At 69.3% G+C, this 20,760-nt stretch carries 7 protein-coding genes and 1 pseudogene; 6 read left to right on the top strand and 2 right to left on the bottom strand.

Features of this window, described 5'->3' with window-relative positions; genetic code table 11:
* Positions 1–220: 220 nt before the first annotated feature.
* Together icmF and ACGFZF_RS17780 are read left to right on the top strand one after the other, a co-directional pair.
* The gene (gene icmF, locus ACGFZF_RS17785; RefSeq protein WP_393555061.1) at positions 221–3,451 is read left to right on the top strand and encodes a fused isobutyryl-CoA mutase/GTPase IcmF; all 3,231 of its coding nucleotides are present in this window, start codon (positions 221–223) and stop codon (positions 3,449–3,451) included.
* A 218-nt stretch (positions 3,452–3,669) separates the two neighbouring features.
* The gene (locus tag ACGFZF_RS17780; RefSeq protein WP_393555059.1) at positions 3,670–5,208 is read left to right on the top strand and encodes a hypothetical protein; all 1,539 of its coding nucleotides are present in this window, start codon (positions 3,670–3,672) and stop codon (positions 5,206–5,208) included.
* A 132-nt stretch (positions 5,209–5,340) separates the two neighbouring features.
* Here the strand turns inward: ACGFZF_RS17780 and ACGFZF_RS17775 are convergent, their stop codons facing one another.
* Positions 5,341–5,922, bottom strand: a complete 582-nt coding sequence (locus ACGFZF_RS17775; protein WP_393555057.1) for a hypothetical protein — start codon at positions 5,920–5,922, stop codon at positions 5,341–5,343.
* Positions 5,923–6,067: 145 nt separating this feature from the next.
* On the opposite strand from ACGFZF_RS17775, the gene ACGFZF_RS17770 reads away from it, so the two are divergent.
* On the top strand, positions 6,068–6,739 hold the full coding sequence (locus tag ACGFZF_RS17770; RefSeq protein ID WP_393555055.1) for a hypothetical protein: 672 nt from the start codon (positions 6,068–6,070) through the stop codon (positions 6,737–6,739).
* A gap of 1,056 nt (positions 6,740–7,795) precedes the next feature.
* Here ACGFZF_RS17770 and ACGFZF_RS17765 read toward each other — a convergent pair.
* Positions 7,796–8,656 carry a hypothetical protein gene (locus ACGFZF_RS17765; protein ID WP_393555053.1) on the bottom strand — a complete coding sequence of 287 codons (861 nt, stop codon included), beginning with the start codon at positions 8,654–8,656 and terminating at the stop codon, positions 7,796–7,798.
* A gap of 238 nt (positions 8,657–8,894) precedes the next feature.
* On the opposite strand from ACGFZF_RS17765, the pseudogene ACGFZF_RS17760 reads away from it, so the two are divergent.
* From ACGFZF_RS17760 to ACGFZF_RS17750, 3 genes and pseudogenes are all read left to right on the top strand, one after another.
* Positions 8,895–9,122 (top strand): annotated as a pseudogene (locus tag ACGFZF_RS17760) (hypothetical protein); the annotation flags it as partial.
* Positions 9,123–9,157: 35 nt separating this feature from the next.
* A complete protein-coding gene (locus tag ACGFZF_RS17755) occupies positions 9,158–9,586 on the top strand; it encodes a DUF5959 family protein (protein WP_393555051.1) in 429 nt (142 codons plus the stop codon).
* A 638-nt stretch (positions 9,587–10,224) separates the two neighbouring features.
* Positions 10,225–20,760, top strand: a complete 10,536-nt coding sequence (locus tag ACGFZF_RS17750) for a LamG-like jellyroll fold domain-containing protein (protein WP_393555049.1) — start codon at positions 10,225–10,227, stop codon at positions 20,758–20,760.

Raw genomic sequence — 20,760 nt, 5'->3', positions numbered from 1 at the left:
GGCGAGCCGGGGCCACCCCGCTGAAGGCCGGTACGGGGCGGCGGTCATGCCCCGCCCGGTTGCCGGCCGCCGGCACTCACCCGCAGCCCGGGAGCCGATCCCGAGGGCCGCGCCCCGGCGGGGACTGTGCTCGCCGTCACATGAGGTGACCCCCTGCAATTTACTAGGACGTCCTAGTATCTCTTGTGTATGAGCTCCACCGCATGCTCCGGAGGGCCCCATGAGCGATCTGCACCGTCCCGCGAACCCCGTACGCCTCGTCACCGCTTCCGCCCTGTTCGACGGCCATGACGCCTCGATCAACATCATGCGGAGGATCTTCCAGGCGCAGGGCGTCGAGGTGATCCACCTCGGGCACAACCGATCGGTCAAGGAAGTGGTCGACGCGGTGCTGGAGGAGGACGCGCACGGTGTGGCGGTCTCGTCCTACCAGGGCGGGCACGTGGAGTACTTCGAGTACCTCGTGGAGTCGCTGCGCGCCCAGGGTGCCGACCACGTCCGGGTCGTCGGCGGAGGCGGGGGCGTGATCGTCCCCGAGGAGATCTCCCGGCTGCGGGCGAGCGGGGTCACCATCTTCTCCCCGGAGGACGGGCAGCGGATGGGCCTCGCCGGGATGGTCAACTCGGTCGTCCAGGACTGCGACTTCGACCTGTGGGACACCAAGCCCGTCGAGGCGTCCGCCGTCCTGGCCGGCGACCGCTTCGCCATCGCCCGCGCCGTCACCGGGGCCGAGCTGGGCCGGCTTCCGGCCGCGTTCCTGGAGGAGCTGCGCGCCGCCTCCGCGGCGCGTACGGTCCCCGTGCTCGGCATCACCGGCACCGGTGGCTCCGGCAAGTCCTCGCTCACCGACGAGCTGGTCCGCCGGCTCCGCGTCGACCAGCAGGACAAGCTGCGCATCGCCGTGATCGCCGTGGACCCGACGCGCCGCAGGGGCGGCGGCGCCCTGCTCGGCGACCGCATCCGGATGAACGCGCTGGACGGCGGCCAGGTGTTCTTCCGGAGCCTGGCCACCCGCGGCAGCCACGAGGTGCCCGAGCACCTGGCCGACGTGATCGACGTCGTGAAGGCCGCCGGCTTCGACCTCGTCATCGTGGAGACCCCGGGCATCGGCCAGGGCGACGCGGCGATCGTGCCGTTCGTCGGCACTTCGCTCTACGTGATGACGCCCGAGTTCGGCGCCGCCTCCCAGCTCGAGAAGATCGACATGCTCGACTTCGCCGACGTCGTGGCCATCAACAAGTTCGAACGGCGCGGTGCCCTCGACGCCATGCGGGACGTCGCCCGCCAGCTCATCCGCAACCGCGAGGCGTTCGGCAAGCGGCCGGAGGAGATGCCCGTCTACGGCACCTCGGCGGCCACCTTCAACGACGACGGCGTCACCGCGCTCTACCAGCACCTCACGACCCTGCTCGCCGCCGAGGGCCTGTCGCTGTCCGAGGGCACGCTGCCGGCCGTCGACGTCCGGCACTCCTCGGGCATCCGCCGCGTCGTCCCCTCGGACCGGGTGCGCTACCTCGCCGAGATCACCGAGACGGTCCGCCGGTACCACTCCGAGACCCTCGCCCTCTCCGAGGCCGCCCGCCGCGTCCAGCGCCTGGACGCGGTCCGGGAGGAACTCGCCGACGCCGGCCACGACGGCTCCGGCGTCCAGGCGCTCCTCGAAGGCGCCCGCGAGCAGCTGCCCCACGACGTGACGGCCCGGATCGAGGGCTGGCCCGCCGTCGTCGCGTCGTACGCGAAGGACGAGCTGGTCGTGAAGGTGCGCGACCGGGAGATCCGTACGCAGCTGATGCGCGAGTCCCTCTCCGGCAACAAGATCCCCCGCGTCGCCCTGCCCCGCTACACCGACCACGGCGAGCTGGTGCGGTTCTGGCGCAACGAGAACCTGCCCGGCCACTTCCCCTTCACCGCGGGAGTCTTCCCCTTCAAGCGGGACGGCGAGGACCCGGCGCGCATGTTCGCGGGCGAGGGCGACCCGTTCCGCACCAACCGCCGATTCAGGCTTCTGTCCGAAGGCCAGCCGGCCACGCGTCTGTCCACGGCCTTCGACTCCGTCACCCTCTACGGCCGCGACCCCGACGAGCGCCCCGACATCTACGGCAAGGTCGGCACCTCCGGCGTCTCGGTGGCCACGCTCGACGACATGAAGACGCTCTTCGACGGCTTCGACCTGGTCGCGCCGACCACGTCCGTCTCCATGACCATCAACGGCCCCGCCCCCACCATCCTGGCGTTCTTCCTGAACACCGCGATCGACCAGCAGACCGAGCGCTTCCGGGCGGACGAGGGCCGGGAGCCCACGCCCGAGGAGGCGGACGAGCTGCGCGCGAAGGCGCTGGCCAACGTCCGCGGCACCGTGCAGGCCGACATCCTCAAGGAGGACCAGGGCCAGAACACCTGCCTGTTCTCCACCGAGTTCTCCCTGCGGATGATGGCCGACGTCCAGGAGTGGTTCATCGAGAACCGGGTCCGCAACTTCTACTCGGTGTCCATCTCCGGTTACCACATCGCCGAGGCCGGCGCGAACCCCATCAGCCAGCTCGCCTTCACCCTGGCCAACGGCTTCACCTACGTCGAGGCGTACCTCGCCCGGGGCATGGACATCGACGACTTCGCCCCGAACCTCTCCTTCTTCTTCTCCAACGGCATGGACCCCGAGTACTCCGTCCTCGGCCGTGTCGCCCGCCGCGTCTGGGCCGTCGCGATGAAGGAGAGGTACGGCGCCAACGAGCGCTCCCAGAAGCTGAAGTACCACGTCCAGACCTCGGGCCGCTCCCTGCACGCCCAGGAGATGGACTTCAACGACATCCGCACCACGCTCCAGGCCCTCATCGCCATCTACGACAACTGCAACAGCCTGCACACCAACGCCTACGACGAGGCCGTCACCACGCCCACGGAGGAGTCGGTCCGCCGGGCCCTGGCGATCCAGCTCATCATCAACCGGGAGTGGGGCCTCGCGATGAACGAGAACCCGCTCCAGGGGGCGTACGTCATCGACGAGCTCACCGACCTGGTCGAGCAGGCGGTGCTCACCGAGTTCGAACGGATCAGCGAGCGCGGGGGCGTTCTCGGTGCCATGGAGACCGGCTACCAGCGCGGCCGCATCCAGGACGAGTCGATGCTGTACGAGCAGCGCAAGCACGACGGCACCCTGCCCCTGATCGGCGTCAACACCTTCCGCAACCCGCACGCCGCGGACGCCGAGCCCGTCGCCATCGAGCTCGCGCGCGCCACCCAGGAGGAGAAGCAGTCCCAGCTGGACCGCGTCCGCGACTACCAGGCCTCGCACCAAGAGCCCGCGAACGCTGCCCTGGCGGCCCTCAAGAGCGCGGCCATGGAAGGACGGAACGTCTTCGCCGTCCTCATGGAAGCCGCCCGCGTCTGCTCGCTGCAGCAGGTCACCGACGCCTTCTTCGAGGTGGGCGGCCAGTACCGCCGCAACGTCTGACCTCGCCCGAAGGCGGACGAGCGCCGCTCGGGGCCACGTGCCACTCCCACCCGGCACGTGGCCCCGCTTTCGACGGGTCCCGGGTGGGAGGGATTCGGACATGTTGCGAACAGGCAGCGATTGGCATGGTCTCGTCAAAGTGATCGTGGCATTCTGTGCAGCCCCTCAGGCCGCGCCCGAACCACGCGCCCGTGTATGCCCCTCGGAGGCATGAGCCCATGTCCGCATCGCGAAGAAGTACGGCACCACGAAGCAGGACGGCACAGCGAAGAAGAACCGCGTCGGCCCGTCTCCTCGTCCTGCTGGCGACGCTCGCCATGATGTGGCTGCCGACCGCCGGCCAGGTGCGGGCCGACAGTCCTCCCGCGGCGGCGCAGATCCGCCTCGACTCGTGGATGGGCGACCTGGCCCCGCGCATCGCCGGTACTCCGCTCAACCGGATCGCGATGCCCGGCAGCCACGACGCGGGATCCTGGAGCATCACCGCGCGGTCGGGGCAGTGCCGCACCGGCTACATCTACGACCTGGCCAGGGGCTTCCCGCAGTTGGCCGCGAGCGTCGCCAGGACCCAGCGCGTGTCGATCGCCGAGCAGCTCTCGAACGGATCCCGCTACGTCGACCTGCGCTTGTGCAAGCAGGACGGCCAGTGGTTCACCTTCCACGGCTCCCCGCTCGGTGCCCCGTTCTTCGAACCGAACGGGGAGGCCGAGCAGATCGGCCGATGGATCGCCGCGCACCCGTCGGAGCTCGTCGTCATCAGCCTGTCCGTGAGCGCCCCCGCGGCGGAGCTGCCCGCGGCCACCGCGGAGGCGTACGACCGCTTCGCCGCCGTCGCCGGTACGGCGAGGCTCGCCTCCCGGTCGCAGTTCGCCCCCACCTCGACCTACGGCAGCCTCGTCGCCGCCGGGAAGAGCGTGATCCTGCTGGACGACTCCGGACTGGCCGACCGGGACTGGGCCTGGCGCGCCACCGCCACCTCGTCCGGCCGCGGAAGCTACCCCGCGGAAAGCCCGCCGGCCGGCAACTACCTCAGGGATTTCGCCAGTCCCCAGGCGCTGTTCGCGGAGACCCTCGCGCGCGACCGGGCAGCCCTCGCACGGGAACCGGGAGGCGACGCCGGAAAGTTCTTCGTCATGGCAGGGATCGTCCAGCCGGACACCCTCCTCGGCCTCGCCGGCCTGCAGCAGAGCTTCACGGCACTCCCCGACTCGATGACCTGCGTCTCGGGCTCCTTCTACGACCCCCGCAACGGAGGGGAGTGCTGGTCCTGCCCGGCCGAGTACGTACGGAACATCACCCCCGTCACCCAGGGCGACGCCTGCTGGCTGCCCAGCCGCGCCGTCAGCACCGCCGCGACGTACGTGCGGAACGAGACGTGGGCGTGGAACTGCCCCGCGGGCACCTTCTGGGACCCCCGCATGGACGCCTTCCCCTGGCAGGGGCAGTGCTGGTCCTGCCCGCCGGACCACCTGCGCAACGTCACTCCCGTCACCAGCGCGACCGCCTGCTGGCGCATGACCCCCATCCGCCAAGCGCCGGCGACCCTCCGCGGCCTTTCCGGGATCACCCGCACGTTCCTCCTGGACCGCGCGGCGTCCTACAACGCACTCCTCCACCAGCAGCTGCTCGGCCCCTGGAAGGCTCCGGAGCTGCGGAAGAACCTGAACATCGTCGCCGTGGACGACGTCACCGGCGCCCCGGACGGCCTCCAGCCGGGCGACCTGGCCCGCGCGATCATCGCGTACAACACGCAGTGACAGCTGCGGGATGCTCCGCGAGGCCCCACCTCGCGGAGCATCCCGCGGGCAGCGGCCCGATCCGGTGGCGCCCGCTGAACGGCCGCGGTCTCGTGGTACCCGCTGAACGACCGCCGGGGCCGGAAGCGGGCGTCAGCTGTAGACCATGGGGCAGCCCCGCCGGATCGAGTGCTGAGCAGCGCGCAGGAACACCGCGACGTAGAACGCCGCGTCCAGGTCCTTGCTCCACGGCCCTGTCCGAGGATCGGCCGGCTCCTTCCTCCGGTCCCTGAACCACGTGCTCAGATCGAGGTTGTCGCAGGTCGCCGGAACATCGGAAGGCAGATCGATGGCAGCCGCCAGCCTCTCGGCCAGCGGCAACACCTGGGGAGCGCCGGCGACCATGGAGTCGTGGTCGTCGGAGTCGATGGGCAACCAGACCTCCTCGTCGAGCGAGAAGGGCACCAGGACGGTCCAGCCGCAGAGGATCTCCGACTCCTCGCGTGACAGGTGCGTCTCGCAGAGGGCGAGAAACCCCGTCATGAGCGGGGCCATCTTCTCCTCGAAGGCCTGTCCGGATCCGGGCGCGAAGTCCGTCTCCGCAGGTACGTCCACGTAGGGAGGCATGCCTCGCCGCCTGAGCTCGGCGTTGAGCGTCGAGGCGACCTCGCCCCATCCGCCCTCCTCGTCACCGAACCACTCCTCCGCGCCGATGCTCACCAGGTACACACCCATGCGGGGAAACTATCGCGCGCATCTGACACCGCAGGGTGAGCCACGGTGGGCGAGCTGCTGTCCTTGGTGACGCCCTCGCGGGGTGGGAGCGCGAGCCCGGCTCCGAGGTGTTCCCCATTGTGTGACGGTCACCTAACCTTGTGTCATGCAGACGGTAGGGGTGGACCGTTCGAATCCCGACGTGATCGACCTGGTTCTCCGGGAGGGAGGCGGGTCGCTCCGCCACGCCGCCAAGGGCTCGCTCGGGATGGCGCGTGCTGTACCCCTGCTGGCCGCGATCGGCGTGCTGTGCGCCCTGCCGGCCTACATCGTCATGCTGTTGGCTGGTACGGGCTGGGGTCCGGTCTGGACGGTCGCCGGGATCGCGGGCGCGGTGGGCGCCGTCCTCGGCGCGGCCGCGGGGGTGTATCTGGCCTTCCTGGACGTGCACCGGCTCCGGTTCTCACCCGCCACGACGCCGGCCACCGTCACGCTGGTCCGGGGCACCCGCACGGGCCGGCCGAGGCCGCTCACCACGGTACGACGCATCCGGATCGACCACTCGACCGAGGAACCGTACGACGGGGATCCGCTGCCCGAGTCCGTCACGGTCACCCTGACCGTGCATCTGCGGCACGGCCGGACCCGGTCCACGTCGCTGAGCCCGGCAACCGACACCACCGCTCTGCACCGAGAGTTGCACCAGGCTCTCACCCCCGGCATCCAGGTCGACCTGTTCGTCCGGCACCACCGGCGGCCCAAGCCGCCACCCCAGGACCCGCACAGGAGAATCTCCTTGGACGGGGTCGGCCGCGGCACCGGTGCCGGCGGCTGCTGAGCTCCGTGACCACTGACCGGACCGCCATGTCCGGTCTGCCGTCACCCTCAGCGACGAGCGGCGCCGTCACCACCGGTCCGGACCCGGCATCCTCGGCCCCCGCCCACACGGCATCGACGGCGAGGAATGGGACCACCTGCCCGACGCCAGCAACCTCTACACCCACGCCCGCCGGACGCCATCAGTGCTCTCGTCGGCCGGGCCGACCACCCCGACCGCGGCCTTGACCACTGGCAGAACGCTCAGGCCTGCTGGGTCGAGCGTCACTGCCGGGGCTCTGCGCCGACGTGTCAGGGGCCGACGCAGGCACTGCTGCAGCCATCGCCGGCTAGCGCGAGCACGGTGCCCAACATGAGGACGACGAGGATCACGATGAGTACGTGGATGAAGTCTCTCCGGATGTAGTGGTTGTCCTCGTTGGGTGGCTTCGGAGCGCTGGGCTCCTGGCTCCCACCGCCGCCCGCGGGCTCGACACCGGGCCCGTCGCCTCCTGCTGTCGCCATCGGACCCCCCACCGTCGTTGCCCCTGTTGTGAGAACACGGCATCGGACCTCCTCTGTCAAGCCCCGTTCACAGCCGGCTGTTCCTGACGATCGAGGGAATGGGGCGGCGCCGTGCACCCCGGCAGGAGTACCGCGCCGTTCGTGCTCGGCGCACTGGATCGGATCAACCGGTTGAAGCGGGTAGGCCCGCCGGCGACCAGCACCCCGTCCGCGCCGTGGCCGACTTAGGGGTTCCTCGGCGGCGCCCACCGCCACGATGTTGCGCCGGCCGCTGCGAGCCAGGACGTGGGCTGTACCCGTACCTCCTCGACTCTTGCGACCTGGCCAGCTCCTGGCAGCGTGGGCCGAACGAGGACACCAGCGGGCTGCTACGGCGACCGGGAGATTCCCCCTTTTGCGCTGCCGCAGGTGACCGTGCATCGGGGGCTCGCGGTGATCATCGGGGTGGGCGGACGAGCGCGTCTCTCTCGTACCGCGAGATCACCGGGCTGGTGATGACGCGAGCGCCGGCCGTGTCGGCCACGCTTGACCCCGACAGGCGGCGCTTGCGGCGTCAGGACTGAGGCTCCTCCAACTTGACGGGAGCGGCGTCTGCATCGCGCTGGTGAGGGGGCGCTGGAGCGAAAGGCCCGTGCTCTTCCACGGTTTCCCCATCCGCGACATGCAGCGACGGCTTCGTCAGCTCCAGGCTGGCGAGGTGCTTCTTCAGCCTCTTGGCCATCGGACGGTAGGTCGCGAAGGTCAGCCCGCCGGACACAGCGGCTCCGACGACAGGGATGGCCTTCGAAACACTCTTTGCGAAGGTCTGCTTCGTCATTTGGACACCGATGTACGCCGCGACCTTCTTCACGATGGGGTAGATCACCCCCTGAGTGAGCGCCCTCTGGGGCAGCTTCTTGGCGACTTGCTCCGCCATCATTCCGGCGACCTTCCCCACGGCGGCGTTCGCCGACTGGGTTCCGAACATCACGCCGAAGAACAGGGTGAGTACACCCATGGTCGCATCATCGACGTCGTCGCCGCTGTCGGAGAACAGGTCCGGCCAGCTGTAGAGGTACGCGAGCTTCTGCGAGATGCGCAGCATGTGGCCGAAATACTGCGCCATGTCGGCGGGCACGGTGGCGGGAAGGGCGAGGATACCGGGCAGGCCGGCGGCGGCGGAAAGGGCGCTGGCCTTGGCGGTTTCGTAGAGGATGGAGTCGTTGGCCGCCTTGTCGAGCACGTCGAGGGTGATGCCCGCCGCTGCGGGGGTCTCCTTGACAGCTCTGTGGATCTCATCCTCGGAGCAATAGCGTGACAACGCCCTCCGCAGGTACGCCTCGCGCTGGATCCGCACGCCCGGCAGCCTGGCTGCGCCCACCAGCACGGTGGAGAAGCGCGATTCGGGGTTCTCGCCCGCCATACCCTGATTCATGACAGGAACCTACAGTAGGTCCGTCCTCCGGCGACCGCTTTGCATCGAATAGGTGCGGCAGCTTCGAGCCAGGCAACGGCAGGAGCAACAGGACGTCAACGAGTGTGCTGTATCGATCGGTTGACCCGACTGGGGTGTTGTTGCCCGGCCTGAGCGGTGCGGCTGTGGAGCAATGCTCAGGACCTGTGGATCGGGCTCGAGTGAGGACACGAAGGGCGTACCTTCCCGAGTGATCGATCGGCTCCGCACGACGGTGACCAAGGGCGCCGGCAGCGCGGCCGCCGCCCTCGCCATGGTCTTCAAGCTCGTCGAGTCCGCCCAGCAGCGGTGGCGGGCCGTCAATGCACTCCACCTCGTCGCCGTCGTCCGCGCCGGAGCCCGCTTCGAACGAGGACACCTCGTCGAACGCCCCGAAGCTCACGCGGCCTCACACCTCACCCGATCCTGTGTCCGTGCCGACGATTAGTGTTCGTCAGCATGCGCGAGTGGGGAGGGGCAGTCATGGCCGAGGATCCGATCGACCTGATCCGCCTTGAGGGGGATGGCAATAGCGTCATTCTCCGGATCGCGGGGAAGGAGGAGCGGAAGCGTCCCACCGAGGCGGACGCCCTGGTCGGAGAGTTCCTGGTCGATACGCCCTTCGTCCGTGGCGCCCTCGAGACCTGGGTCTTCTCCGAGGACCTGCTGCAGTGGCAGCAGGCCCTGGACTCGCTCGACGCAGGACAGGACATTTCCTGGCGCGAGGGGAAACGCGCTCCGTGGCTGTTCATCGAACGTGACGAGGACGATGACCGGTGCGAGGTCACGATCAAGGACAGCTCAATGTCCATGACGACGGTGACGGTCACCGTCCCACTGGCCGATGCCTGGTTCGACGACGCATACCGACGCCTTGACTCGGTCTGGGAGACCTGGCCCATGACCGACTGACCCATGTCCAACACGAAGGAGATCGCCAGCCTCATCGGGTCAGGGGACCTCGACCCCATGCCCGTCGCCGGTCAGCGTCTGCCGGCTGCTGCCGGCGTTCGACTTGTCGGTTCGCGTCGGTAGCTGTCCAGTCGTGAGTCCGCGTTCTGTGGGCGTGTGTCGGTTGCACGGGATGTGCAGATTTGCTGCACGCACTGCTGAGGGCGCTGTCTGCCGGGCGTCTAGTTTCGCTGGCGGCAGCAGCCTGAGCGGGTGATGGCCGCGCCTCTTCGTCTGCGCATTCTGGAAGGTTTCCGTGTGCGGGGGAGAGGTGAGTCTGCGTGAGAAGCGGTGCGGTGAACCCCTGTTGGGGTTCTGATCGGGGTGGGTCGCGCACGTGTGAGCGGATCGTGCGCGGATGGGCGAGTGCGCAGCAGGCCACGTGATCTTCACCACTGGCAGGGGTGGACCGTGCGCGAGACCTGATGGTGCATCACGAAATGCCGGGTTGATCACTCGTGCCTCTGATGGCCTGACACCCGCATTTTGGCTGAAAGTGTGTGCTGCAGTGGAGGTGGATACGACTGACCTCCACCGAATCGTTTCTGTGGGGGAATTACGTGCGTACAGCGCGACCACTAGTACTGCTGGTGGCATTCATGATGGCCTTTCTGGCAGGTACAGAACAGGCTGCTCTTGCGGTGACCCGCTGGAGCGCTGCGAAGCTCGGTATGGCGGCGGGTGAGCGGCCCGAGCAGGGTTGGGGATCGGCCCGTGGGAGGGGGCACAGTGCCTCCGGCGACGCCACCGACGCACAGACGGGAGGGGGTCGCGACGGTGCGCTCAAGGCGCCGGGTGAGCTCGCTGCGGACTCCGGTACCGCCCGTCTGAAGCTCGGCAACGTACCCGAGTCACCGGCCAGGACGCCCTACACGAAGGTGCAGGCGCCGCGCCGTGCCGCGCCGAAGGGCTTCGATCCGAAGGTCAGCACCGAGGTCGCCGGCAAGCGGACCGAGCGGGGGCGTACCTTCGCCAACGAGGACGGGACGTTCACGACCCGCTTCTACAACGAGCCGGTCAACTTCCGTGGCGACGACGGCAAATGGAAGGCGATCGACACCCGGCTGACAAAGGGTGCGCCGGAGGCCGAGGCCGCGCAGGCGTCGGGTTCCGGCTGGCAGTCCCGGTCGACCGAGGACAAGGTCTACTTCTCCGAGTTCGCCGACGCCGGCCCGCTCGTGCGTCTGGGAGTCGGTGACACCCACGCGATCGGCTATTCGATCGACGGTGCGGCCCGCTCGCAAGGCCGCGTCGACGGCAGTGTGATCACGTATCCGGATGTTCGCCCTTCGGCGGACCTGGAGCTGATCGCGGGGAGCGACTCCGTGAAGGAGACGCTGATCCTCAAGGGAAGGAATGCCCCGACCGAGTGGCGTTTCCCGCTGGCCCTGGAGGGGCTGACGGCGAGGCTCGACGGTCACGGCGGGGTCGCCTTCATCGACACCACGGGCCGTCAGCAGGGCTGGATGCCGGCCGGCTGGATGGAGGACTCGAAGAAGGCGCCGAACTCCAACGAGGGGGTCATCTCCTCCGGTGTCACCTACGACATCGTGCGGGAGGGATCCCGTCAGGTCCTCGTCGTGAAGCTGGACCGGAAGTGGCTGGCGGATCCCGCTCGGGTCTATCCCGTGAAGGTCGACCCGTCGGTCAACGGCCTGGAGGCGGCCTCCGGCACCTATGTCGAGGCCCCGTTCAACCAGAACTTCTCCAGTGACACCGTCCTCAAGGTCGGCACCTACGACGGTGGCGCCCACAAGGCGGCCTCCTTCCTGAAGTTCAACGGGCTCGACACCACCCTCAAGAACGCGTACGTGATCAACGCGAACCTGAGCCTGTACAACACCTGGTCGGGATCGTGCACCGCACGGCCGGTGACCGTCCACGAGATCACCTCGAACTGGTCCGAGGGCAGCACGTCCAGCTACCCCGGTCCCGCGACCGGCGGCGCCCTCGGCTCCAAGTCCTTCGCGCACGCCTGGCGTCCGGAAGGCACGACCAGCTGGCCCTGCGGCCCCGCGGCATGGGAGGCGATTCCGCTCGGCGAGTCGGGCCGCAGGCTGGTCGACGACTGGACGCACAGCCGCAAGGCCAACTACGGCCTCGCGGTGAAGGCGGCCACCGACGACTCCAGGACCTGGAAGCAGTTCGGCTCCGACGAGTACCCGAGCGGCAAGCCCAGCCTGGACGTCACGTGGTCGAAGTACGGTGCCACGTACGAGCTGGGCGGGTTCGTCCAGCCCCCGACGGCTGCCGCGGACGGCATCTTCAAGGTCACCGTCACCAACCAGGGCCGTGAGACCTGGGGCAGGACCAGCAACTACAAGCTGCGCTACGACCTGTTCGACGCCAACGGCAACAAGGTCGGCGGCGACTACTGGAGCAAGATCCGGTGGACGCCGATGCCCTCCGACGTCGGCCCGGGCGGCTCGGTCACCCTCGACGCGCACATCGCCCCGCTGACGCCCGGCACGTACACGATCCAGTGGACCATGGACGAGTACGGCGTCCGCAGCTTCGTCGACGACGGAGTGCCGGGCCCGACGGTTCGGTTCGACGCGGTCAACGTGCCGCCCCATCTCACGGGCGCGGCGCCTCCGAGCGGCACGGTCGTCGACACCCGCACGCCGACGCTGTGGGCCAGGGCCACCGACCTGGACAGGTCTCCCGGCGCGCTGACGTACCAGTTCGAGATCTGTGAGGTCGAGGGCAAGGACCTGCGGAAGAACTGCCACGGCAACACGCACGCCGCTTCCGAGAGCTGGACGGTTCCCGGCGACTGGCTCACCTGGGCGAAGACGTACGCCTGGTACGCATACGCCAACGACGGCAAGGACCAGTCGGCGCGCACCGCGCCGTCGATCCTGACCACGCAGGTCCCGCAGCCCGTCATCACGTCCCACCTGGGCGGCGCCGACAGCGGGCGGACCTACGGCGAACGGTCGGGCAACTACGTGTCCGCCGCCACGGATGCCGCCCTGCCGTCGGTCGGTCCCGAACTCGGGATCACGCGTACCTACAACTCGCAGGACCCTCGCATCACCAACGCCTTCGGTGCCGGCTGGGCCACCCGCTGGGACATGCGAGCGACCGACGAGGTCGACGGCAGCGTCGTGATCACCCTCGCGAACGGCAGCCAGGTCCGGTTCGGCAAGAACAACGACGGCAGCTTCAGCGCGCCGTCCGGCTCCATGGGCGTCCTGACGGCCGCTTCCGGCGGTGGCTGGACCCTGCGTGACGCGAGCGCGGCTCTGTACACCTTCGACGCGACAGGCCTGCTGACCAAGGTGGCGGACGGCCACGGCCGTGAGCAGCTGCTGACCTACACGGGCGGCAGACTGACCAAGGCCACCGACGCGCTGTCGAAGCGAGCACTGACGTTCACCTGGAGCGGTGCGCACGTCGCGTCCGTCTCCACCGACGCGGTCGGCCCGTCCACGCCGGCACTCGTCTGGTCGTACACCTACCAGGGCGACCTCCTCACCAAGGTCTGCCCGCCCTCGTCCACGACCGCCTGCACGGTGTACGAGTACACCGGCGGTTCGCACTACCGGGGCATGGTGCAGGACGCCAACCCGGTCGCGTACTGGCGGCTGAACGAGGCCGAGGGCTCGGCCGCGCAGAGCGAGGCCGTTTCCCGTACCGGCATGAACGCCGGCCAGTACCGCGACGTCGCCCTCTCCAGCGCCGGCGTCCTCGCGGGCACGAGCAACAAGGCGGCGTCCTTCGACGGCACCAGCTCGTACGTGGAGCTGCCGGAGTCGACCCTGGCGTCGTCCACCGTCCTGTCGGTCGAAGTGTGGTTCAAGACGGACAAGGCCGGAGGCGCGCTCGTCGGCTTCCAGGACGCGCCGGTCGGGCCGACTCCTCCGGTCCGCTACAACCCGGTTCTCGCCGTCGACGCGGCGGGCAAGCTCCGCGGCGCGTTCGAGAAGGCCGACGGCGGCCTGGTGCCCATCACCTCCGCCTCCGCCGTCACGGACAACACCTGGCATCACGCGGTACTCACCAGCACGGCCACGAACCAGACGCTCTACCTCGACGGCACGGCTGTGGGAACGCTCGCCGGTCCGGTCAAGCACGACGACAAGACGCACGCCTACCTGGGTGTGGCCTACAGCAACAGCAGCTGGGACGGCATCACCGCCACGGGCAACCGCTTCTTCAAGGGTTCGATGGACGAGGCCGCGGTCTACCACCGTGCCCTCGACGCCGGTTCGGTCCGTTCGCACTACGAGGCCCGCACCGGCACCTCGAAGCTGTCCAAGGTCACCCTGCCCTCCGGCCGGGTCGGCGGCGCCGCCGAGTACGACACCGACACCGAGCGCGCCACCAAGGTGACCGACGCGAACGGCGGCGTGTGGCAGATCTCCGCGCCCCGCTACGCGTCGGGCTCCCAGGGGTACGCCGACGTGGTGCACTCCGCGACCCCGGTCAACTACTGGCGTCTGGGCGACAGCAGCGGCGCCGCCGCGGCCGACGAGATATCCGCCGGCGGCAACGGCTCCTACCGTGACGGCGTCACCCTCGGCGGCATCGGGGCCTTCCTCGACGGCGGCGACGGCGCGGTCACCCTCGACGGCTCGAAGGGCGCCATCTCCGTACCGTCGGAGTCCATCAGCAACGCCACCTCCCTCTCCGCGGAGCTGTGGTTCAAGACGGACAAGCCCAACGGTGTCCTGCTGGGCCTGCAGAACGCCGAGCTCGGCACCACCCCGACGATGTGGAACGCAAGCCTCCTCATCGACGGTGAAGGCAAGCTCCGCGGCCACCTGTGGGACGGCCCCTCTGCCGGCTGGCCGGTCATGGGCGGCGTCAAGGTCACCGACAACAAGTGGCACCACGTCGTGATCACCGGCGGACCCGCCGGACAGTCGCTCTACCTCGACGGCGCCGCCATCGGTTCCAAGACCGGTGTGGTCAAGCCCGAGACTCTGCTCCACGCCTACCTCGGCGGCGGCTACTCCAGTGAGGAGTGGGACGGACAGGCACGCGCGACCCGCTACTTCAACGGCCGGCTCGACGAGGCCGCCTTCTACACCAAGGAACTCGACGCACAAGCCGTGGCGGACCACTTCAAGGCCCGCAACAAGGTGGTGAACGGCACCGGGGACCAGTACCGCGGCGTCGTGACGGCCGCGGGTCCCGCGGGGTACTGGCGTCTGGACGAGAGCAGCGGCACCACGGCGAAGAGCCGGGTCGCCGCCAACGACGGCACCGGCACCTACACCAAGGCGACCCTCGGGACCACCGGCGTGTTCGGCCCCGGTGACAGCACGGGCGTGCAGTTCAGCGGTGACGGATTCGCCGAACTGCCGCCGATCGGAACCGCCACCACGGACGCCTCCGCCAGCCTGTGGTTCCGGACCGACAAGCCGGGCGTCATCCTCAGCGACCAGGCGAACCCGGTTGCCGGAGCCACCGACGCCACCGGCACCTGGACACCCGTCCTGTACGTCGGCGCCGACGGCAAGCTGCACGGCGAGTACTACTCGGCCGGCGTGACCGCGTCGAACGCCTCGACCGGCACCGTGACGGACAACCAGTGGCACCACGCCGCCATCACGGCCAAGGGCGACACCCAGACGCTCTACCTGGACGGCGCACAGGTCGCGACGAAGTCCGCCGCCCCGGTCGGACACCAGAGCAACAGCCGGACGTTCCTCGGTGCGGGATTCGCCAAGTTCTGGCCTTCCGCCCCCGGCAACGTCAGCTACTTCACCGGCGCGCTCGACGAGGCAGCGATCTTCCGCCGCGGCCTCACCGCCGACGAGGTGGCCGCACAGTACGAGGCCCGCAACTCGTCGTCGATGTCGTCGCTCACCTCCACCGTGACGGTCACCGACCCGACGGGCGTGAAGACGTCCAGCACCTTCGACGCGGTCCGCGGCCAGCGCCGCACCGCCGCGACGGACGCGGACGGCGGTGTCACCACCTACGCGTACGACATCGGCGGCTTCCTGCACACGGTCACCGACCCCAACGGCCACGCGACCATCACGGGCCACGACGAGCACGGCCACACCGTCTCGACGACCACGTGCCGGGACACCGACTCCTGCTGGACCTCGTTCGCGGAATACCACCACAACGAGGCGGACAAGCTGGACCCGAGGAACGGCAAGCAGACCGCGGTCCGCGACGCCCGCTCCACCGGCCCGGCCGACAACCGATACCGCACCGCCACCTCCTACACCGCCCTCGGCCTGACCGACACGGTCACGCTGCCGGACGGCCGTACGACGTCGACCACCTACACCACGGGCACCGAGCCCGCGGTCGGCGGCGGACTGACCCCCAAGGGCCTGGTCGCCACCAAGAAGAGCGCCGGCGGCGCCATCGCCTCCTACGCGTACTACGCCGGCGGTGACCTGGCCACCTCCACGGCACCCTCCGGACTGGTGACCTCGTACACCTACGACGGCATCGGCCGGAAGCTGACCGAGACCCAGGTCTCCGACGCCACCCCGGACGGCGCGACCACGACGTACACGTACAACGCCATGTCCCGCGTCTCGTCCGAGACCGGCCCGGGCGTGAAGAACGAGATCACCGGAGTCACCCACACCGCCAAGATCTCCCGCACCTACGACGCCGACGGGCAACTCCTCACCGAGTCCACCCAGGACACCACCGGCGGCGACGCCACCCGCACCACCACCTACCGCTACAACGTCTTCGGCCTGAACGAGGCCGTGACGGACGCGGCGGGCAACGAGTCGACCTTCGGTCACGACGCCCTGGGCCGGGTGATCCGCGAGACCGACCCCGCCGGCAACGTCATCACGCACGCGTTCACCAAGCGCGGGCAGCTCGCGGAGTCGGTCCTGAAGGACTGGACGGGCGACCCCTCGGGCCAGACCCGCGACCTGGTCGTGGTCTCCCACGCCTACGACCCCGCAGGCCGCCTGGCCTCCACGACGGACGCGATGGGAGCCGGCACCGCCTTCACCTACTACGACGACGGCCGCAGGGCCACCGCGACGGCGAAGCAGGTCACCCAGGACAACGGCTCCAAGAAGGACATCGTCCTGGAGTCCACGTCCTACGACGGCGCAGGCAACACGGTCTCCCGGACCGCGAGCGGCGGCCGCACCGTCGTGAACACCGTGGACGCCACCGGCCGGGTCACCCGCTCGGTATTCGACCCGAACGGCCTGAACCATGTCGCGACAACGGCCTACGACGGTGACGACAGGATCACCGAGCAGACGCAGTCGATCGACGGCTCGGGCAAGAAGCTCACCTCGACGACCGAGTACGACGCTGCCGGCAACCCCAGGAAGGCAACCGTCACCGACGGCACCAGCACCCGCGTCACGTCGAGCACCTTCGACCAGCGGGGCCTCCCGCTGACGCACGTCACCCCCCGGGGCAACACCGCGATCAGCCGCTACGACGCACTCGGCCGCCTGGTGGAGACAACAGCGCCGCAAGTCCAGGCAGAAGAGAACGGTGGTACGGCCGCGGCCGTCACCCCCAAGACCCTGACCGGCTACAACACCTTCGGAGAGGCCACCGAGTCGCGCGACACGCGCGGTCTCGTCACCCGGACGGAGACCGACAAGCTCGGCCGACCCGTTGCGGTCACCCTGCCCGACTACACCCCACCAGGCGCCACCACGCCGATCACGGCCGTCTCCCGCACGACCTACGACCAACTCGGCCACCCGGCCTCCGCGACCGACCCACTGGGCCGCACCACGACCTACGCGTACAACCAGCTGGGCAACCTGATCACCAAGACCGATCCGGCCGTCACCGGCGCACAAGGCCTCCAGGCCCCGGGCGCCACGACCTTCGACAGCGCCTCCACCGCCCTGTCCGGCGGCGGCATCTCCACCTACACCTGGACCCCCACCGGTCTGCCGCTCTCCGCGACCGACCCGACAGGAGCCCGCGCCGAGGCCACCTACGACGAACTCGGCCGCAGGCTCACCGCGACCACCATCGAACGCAGACCCACCCTGCAGAACCTGGTCTCCCGCTTCACCTGGGACGACGCAGGCAACCAGACCGAGTCGACCACGCCCGGCGGTCGCCGCACCACGGCGACCTACGACAAGGCCGGCCAGGTCCTGTCCGTCACCGACCCGCTCGGAGGCGTCACCCGCTCCACCTACGACGGCCTCGGTCGCCAGACCGAGTCGAAGGACGCCACCGGCCGCAGGACGGCCACGACGTACGACGTCCTCGGCAAGCCACTGGCGGTATCCGACTACGGAACCGGCACGACGATCCTGCGCTCGGTCTCCTCGGAATACGACGCCGACGGAAACCTCACCGCATCCGTCTCCGCCACCGGAGCCCGGCGCACCTACACCTACGACGCACTCGGCCGGACGACCAAGCAGGTCGAACCGGTCACGGGCACCGACTCGATCACCACGACCTTCGGATACGACGCAGCGGACAACCGCACGCGTCTGACCGACGGCCGCGGAAAGGCCACGTACTACACCTTCAACACCTGGGGACTCCCCGAGTCGACGATCGAGCCCAGCACCACCCTCCATCCGGCCCTCGCCAACCGCACATGGACCAACGTCTACGACGCGGCGGGCCAGCTCGTCACCGAGCTGCTCCCCGGCAACGTCAAGCGTCACAAGACGTACGACGCGCTGGGCCGCCTGACCGGTGAGACCGGCTCCGGAACCGCCGTGGCCACCCGGCCGCGCACCCTGTCCTACGACCTCGCCGGCCGCCTGACCGGCGTGGGAGGAGACGGAGTCCTCGCAGGAAACACCTACGCCCACAACGACCGCGGCCAGCTCCTGAACGCCGACGGCCCGTCCGGCACATCGGCCTACACGTACGACGCAGACGGCCAGATGACCTCCCGCACCGACGCGGCGGGTACGACGGCCTTCACCTACGACCAGGCCGGACGCCTCGGCACCACGACGGACCCGCTCACCGGCACCCAGCTCCGTAGCGACTACGACGCCGCCGGTCGCCCGACCCTCGACGAGTACGCCCGCCCCGCAGCCGGCGGCACGTGGACGATCGGTGCGCAGCGCTCGTACACCTACGACGCTCTGGGCCGGATCGCGGGCGACAACGTCACCAAGAGCGGTACGGGCACCGGGGTCCAGGGCACGACCTACGACTACGACCTCGACAATCACCTGGTCAGGAAGAGCGCCTCGGGCACGGCCGGCGCGGGCGAGGAAATCTACGCCTACGACCTCGCCGGGCGCATGACCACCGAGACCACCGGGGGAAGCACCACCGCCTTCGAATGGGACAAGGCCGGCAACCTCACCAAGAAGGGGGACGTCACCGCCACCTACGACTCCCGCAACCGCGTCCAGACCTGGGGCACGCAGACCTTCGACTACTCCGCCCGCGGAACGATCAAATCGGTCACCGACGGCGCCACCACCCGGACCATCAGCACCGACGCGTTCGAGCGCACGGTCAACAACGGCACGAGCACCTTCACCTACGACTCGCTCGACCGGGTCCTGACCAACGGCGGAACCGCCTTCGGCTACGACGGCGGCTCCAACAACCTGGTCAAGGACGGCACGTCCACCTACAGCCGCACACCCCACGGTGCGCTGCTGGCCACCGCCACCACCGCCACCACCGGGACGCCGGGCTCCGCCCGTCTCGCGATCACCGACCAGCACACCGACGTGATCGCCAGCCTCGCGGCGGACGGCACCTCGGTGTCCTCGTCCCGCGCCTACGACGCCTTCGGCAACGTGACCGCATCGGCGGGCACCAACCCGTCCCTCGGCTACCAGTCGGGCTGGACGGACAGCGCCACCGGCGAGGTCAACATGGCCTCGCGCTGGTACCAGCCGGGCACGGGCGGCTTCACCAGCCGCGACACATGGCAGCTGGATCCCGATCCCTCGGTCCAGGCGAACCGCTACACGTACGGCAACGCGAGCCCGCTCAACGGCACCGACCCCACCGGCCACTACCAGGACACCGGCACCGGGCGCTACAGCGCGCCCAAGACCATCCCGAACATCGGACAGCCGCCCAAGTCGACGCCGTCAGGGCCTCGTATCGCCTTCCGTGTCGGCGGCCTCTGGGGCGTGCTGGGACGGCTCAACGCGCCCGTACGCAGACCCAGTCCCGAGACCATGTCTCGGTACTTCGAGCACCTCAAGCCAGGCCCCTGGGGCTGGAGCCCGGGCAGCGGCTGCAACCACTGGATGTGCGGCAACGGCACTGCCCCGAGAGCCACCACGATCACGCCTGCCTACGGATATGCCTGGACCGAGACCCGCACCCGGTACTACGGCCCGCCCCCGTCCGGGTGCAAGCGCCACTGCACCGCCGGTACGGGCACGCCTCCGCCCAGCCGGCCCCTGCCACCCCCGATCGACCAGAACCCCAACAACGGCAAGAACCCCCTGCCGGCACCCAAGCATGTCGCCGAAATCGCCACGGACGCCGTCCGGGCTGCCGGCTGGATCCTCGGCGACGCCGTGGACGCGACATACACCGACGACGACCTGCTGAACCTCTTCCACGTAGGCGCCTTCGAACCGGACGCACTGTCCGATCCCTTCCTGGACGAGGCACGGAACCCGGGCGGAGACGCTTCGCGATCCGACGACTGTGACGATCAGCCCGGCCAGAACGCGCTCGGGAACATCACCTACCTCCCGCGGGAACGATTCAAGCCGGGCAAGGACGGCTGCCGCGCCACCGGGGCCCTCGCGACCTACACCGGAGCGGAGGACATGCAGGAGGGGACCACAACCGTCAGCGGCGGCCGTCGCCTCGATGCGGAGACCGGCGCCCGCTGGCTCGCACCGCCCAGCGGCTTCGACGAGCTGCCATCAGGCTCTTCATGGCTGCGACACCGAGGACACCTGATCGGCCGCCAGCTCGGCGGTTCCGGAACCGACCTGAGGAACCTGATCCCGCTTCACGCGGCGGCCAACTCGAAGGTCATGAACGAGGTCGAGGGCGAGCTCTTCAAGGTGATCGCCGAGGGCCGCCAGACCGTGCGCTACGAGGTGTTCCCCGTGTACGGCAGTCCCACTTCGGGGGTTCCCCACGCCGTCCACATCAAGGCCCTCGGAACAGCCGGGCTCGACGTGGATTGCTACGTTCTCAATCGCCCCGACTGGAAGGCGAGTCCGATATGCAGCTCGAAGAAGTACAGGTGA

This window comes from Streptomyces sp. NPDC048338 (genome assembly GCF_043201055.1).
Classification (GTDB): domain Bacteria; phylum Actinomycetota; class Actinomycetes; order Streptomycetales; family Streptomycetaceae; genus Streptomyces.
The sequence above is the reverse complement of the archived record's forward strand: the minus strand, read 5'-3'. Positions and strand labels throughout refer to the sequence as shown.

What these genes read in the sequence shown, in the direction of transcription:
- icmF (WP_393555061.1), top strand. Translation starts at nt 221, where the DNA reads ATGAGCGATCTGCACCGTCCCGCGAACCCCGTACGCCTCGTCACCGCT.
- ACGFZF_RS17780 (WP_393555059.1), top strand. Translation starts at nt 3,670, where the DNA reads ATGTCCGCATCGCGAAGAAGTACGGCACCACGAAGCAGGACGGCACAG.
- ACGFZF_RS17775 (WP_393555057.1), bottom strand. Translation starts at nt 5,922, where the DNA reads ATGGGTGTGTACCTGGTGAGCATCGGCGCGGAGGAGTGGTTCGGTGAC.
- ACGFZF_RS17770 (WP_393555055.1), top strand. Translation starts at nt 6,068, where the DNA reads ATGCAGACGGTAGGGGTGGACCGTTCGAATCCCGACGTGATCGACCTG.
- ACGFZF_RS17765 (WP_393555053.1), bottom strand. Translation starts at nt 8,656, where the DNA reads ATGAATCAGGGTATGGCGGGCGAGAACCCCGAATCGCGCTTCTCCACC.
- ACGFZF_RS17755 (WP_393555051.1), top strand. Translation starts at nt 9,158, where the DNA reads ATGGCCGAGGATCCGATCGACCTGATCCGCCTTGAGGGGGATGGCAAT.
- ACGFZF_RS17750 (WP_393555049.1), top strand. Translation starts at nt 10,225, where the DNA reads ATGATGGCCTTTCTGGCAGGTACAGAACAGGCTGCTCTTGCGGTGACC.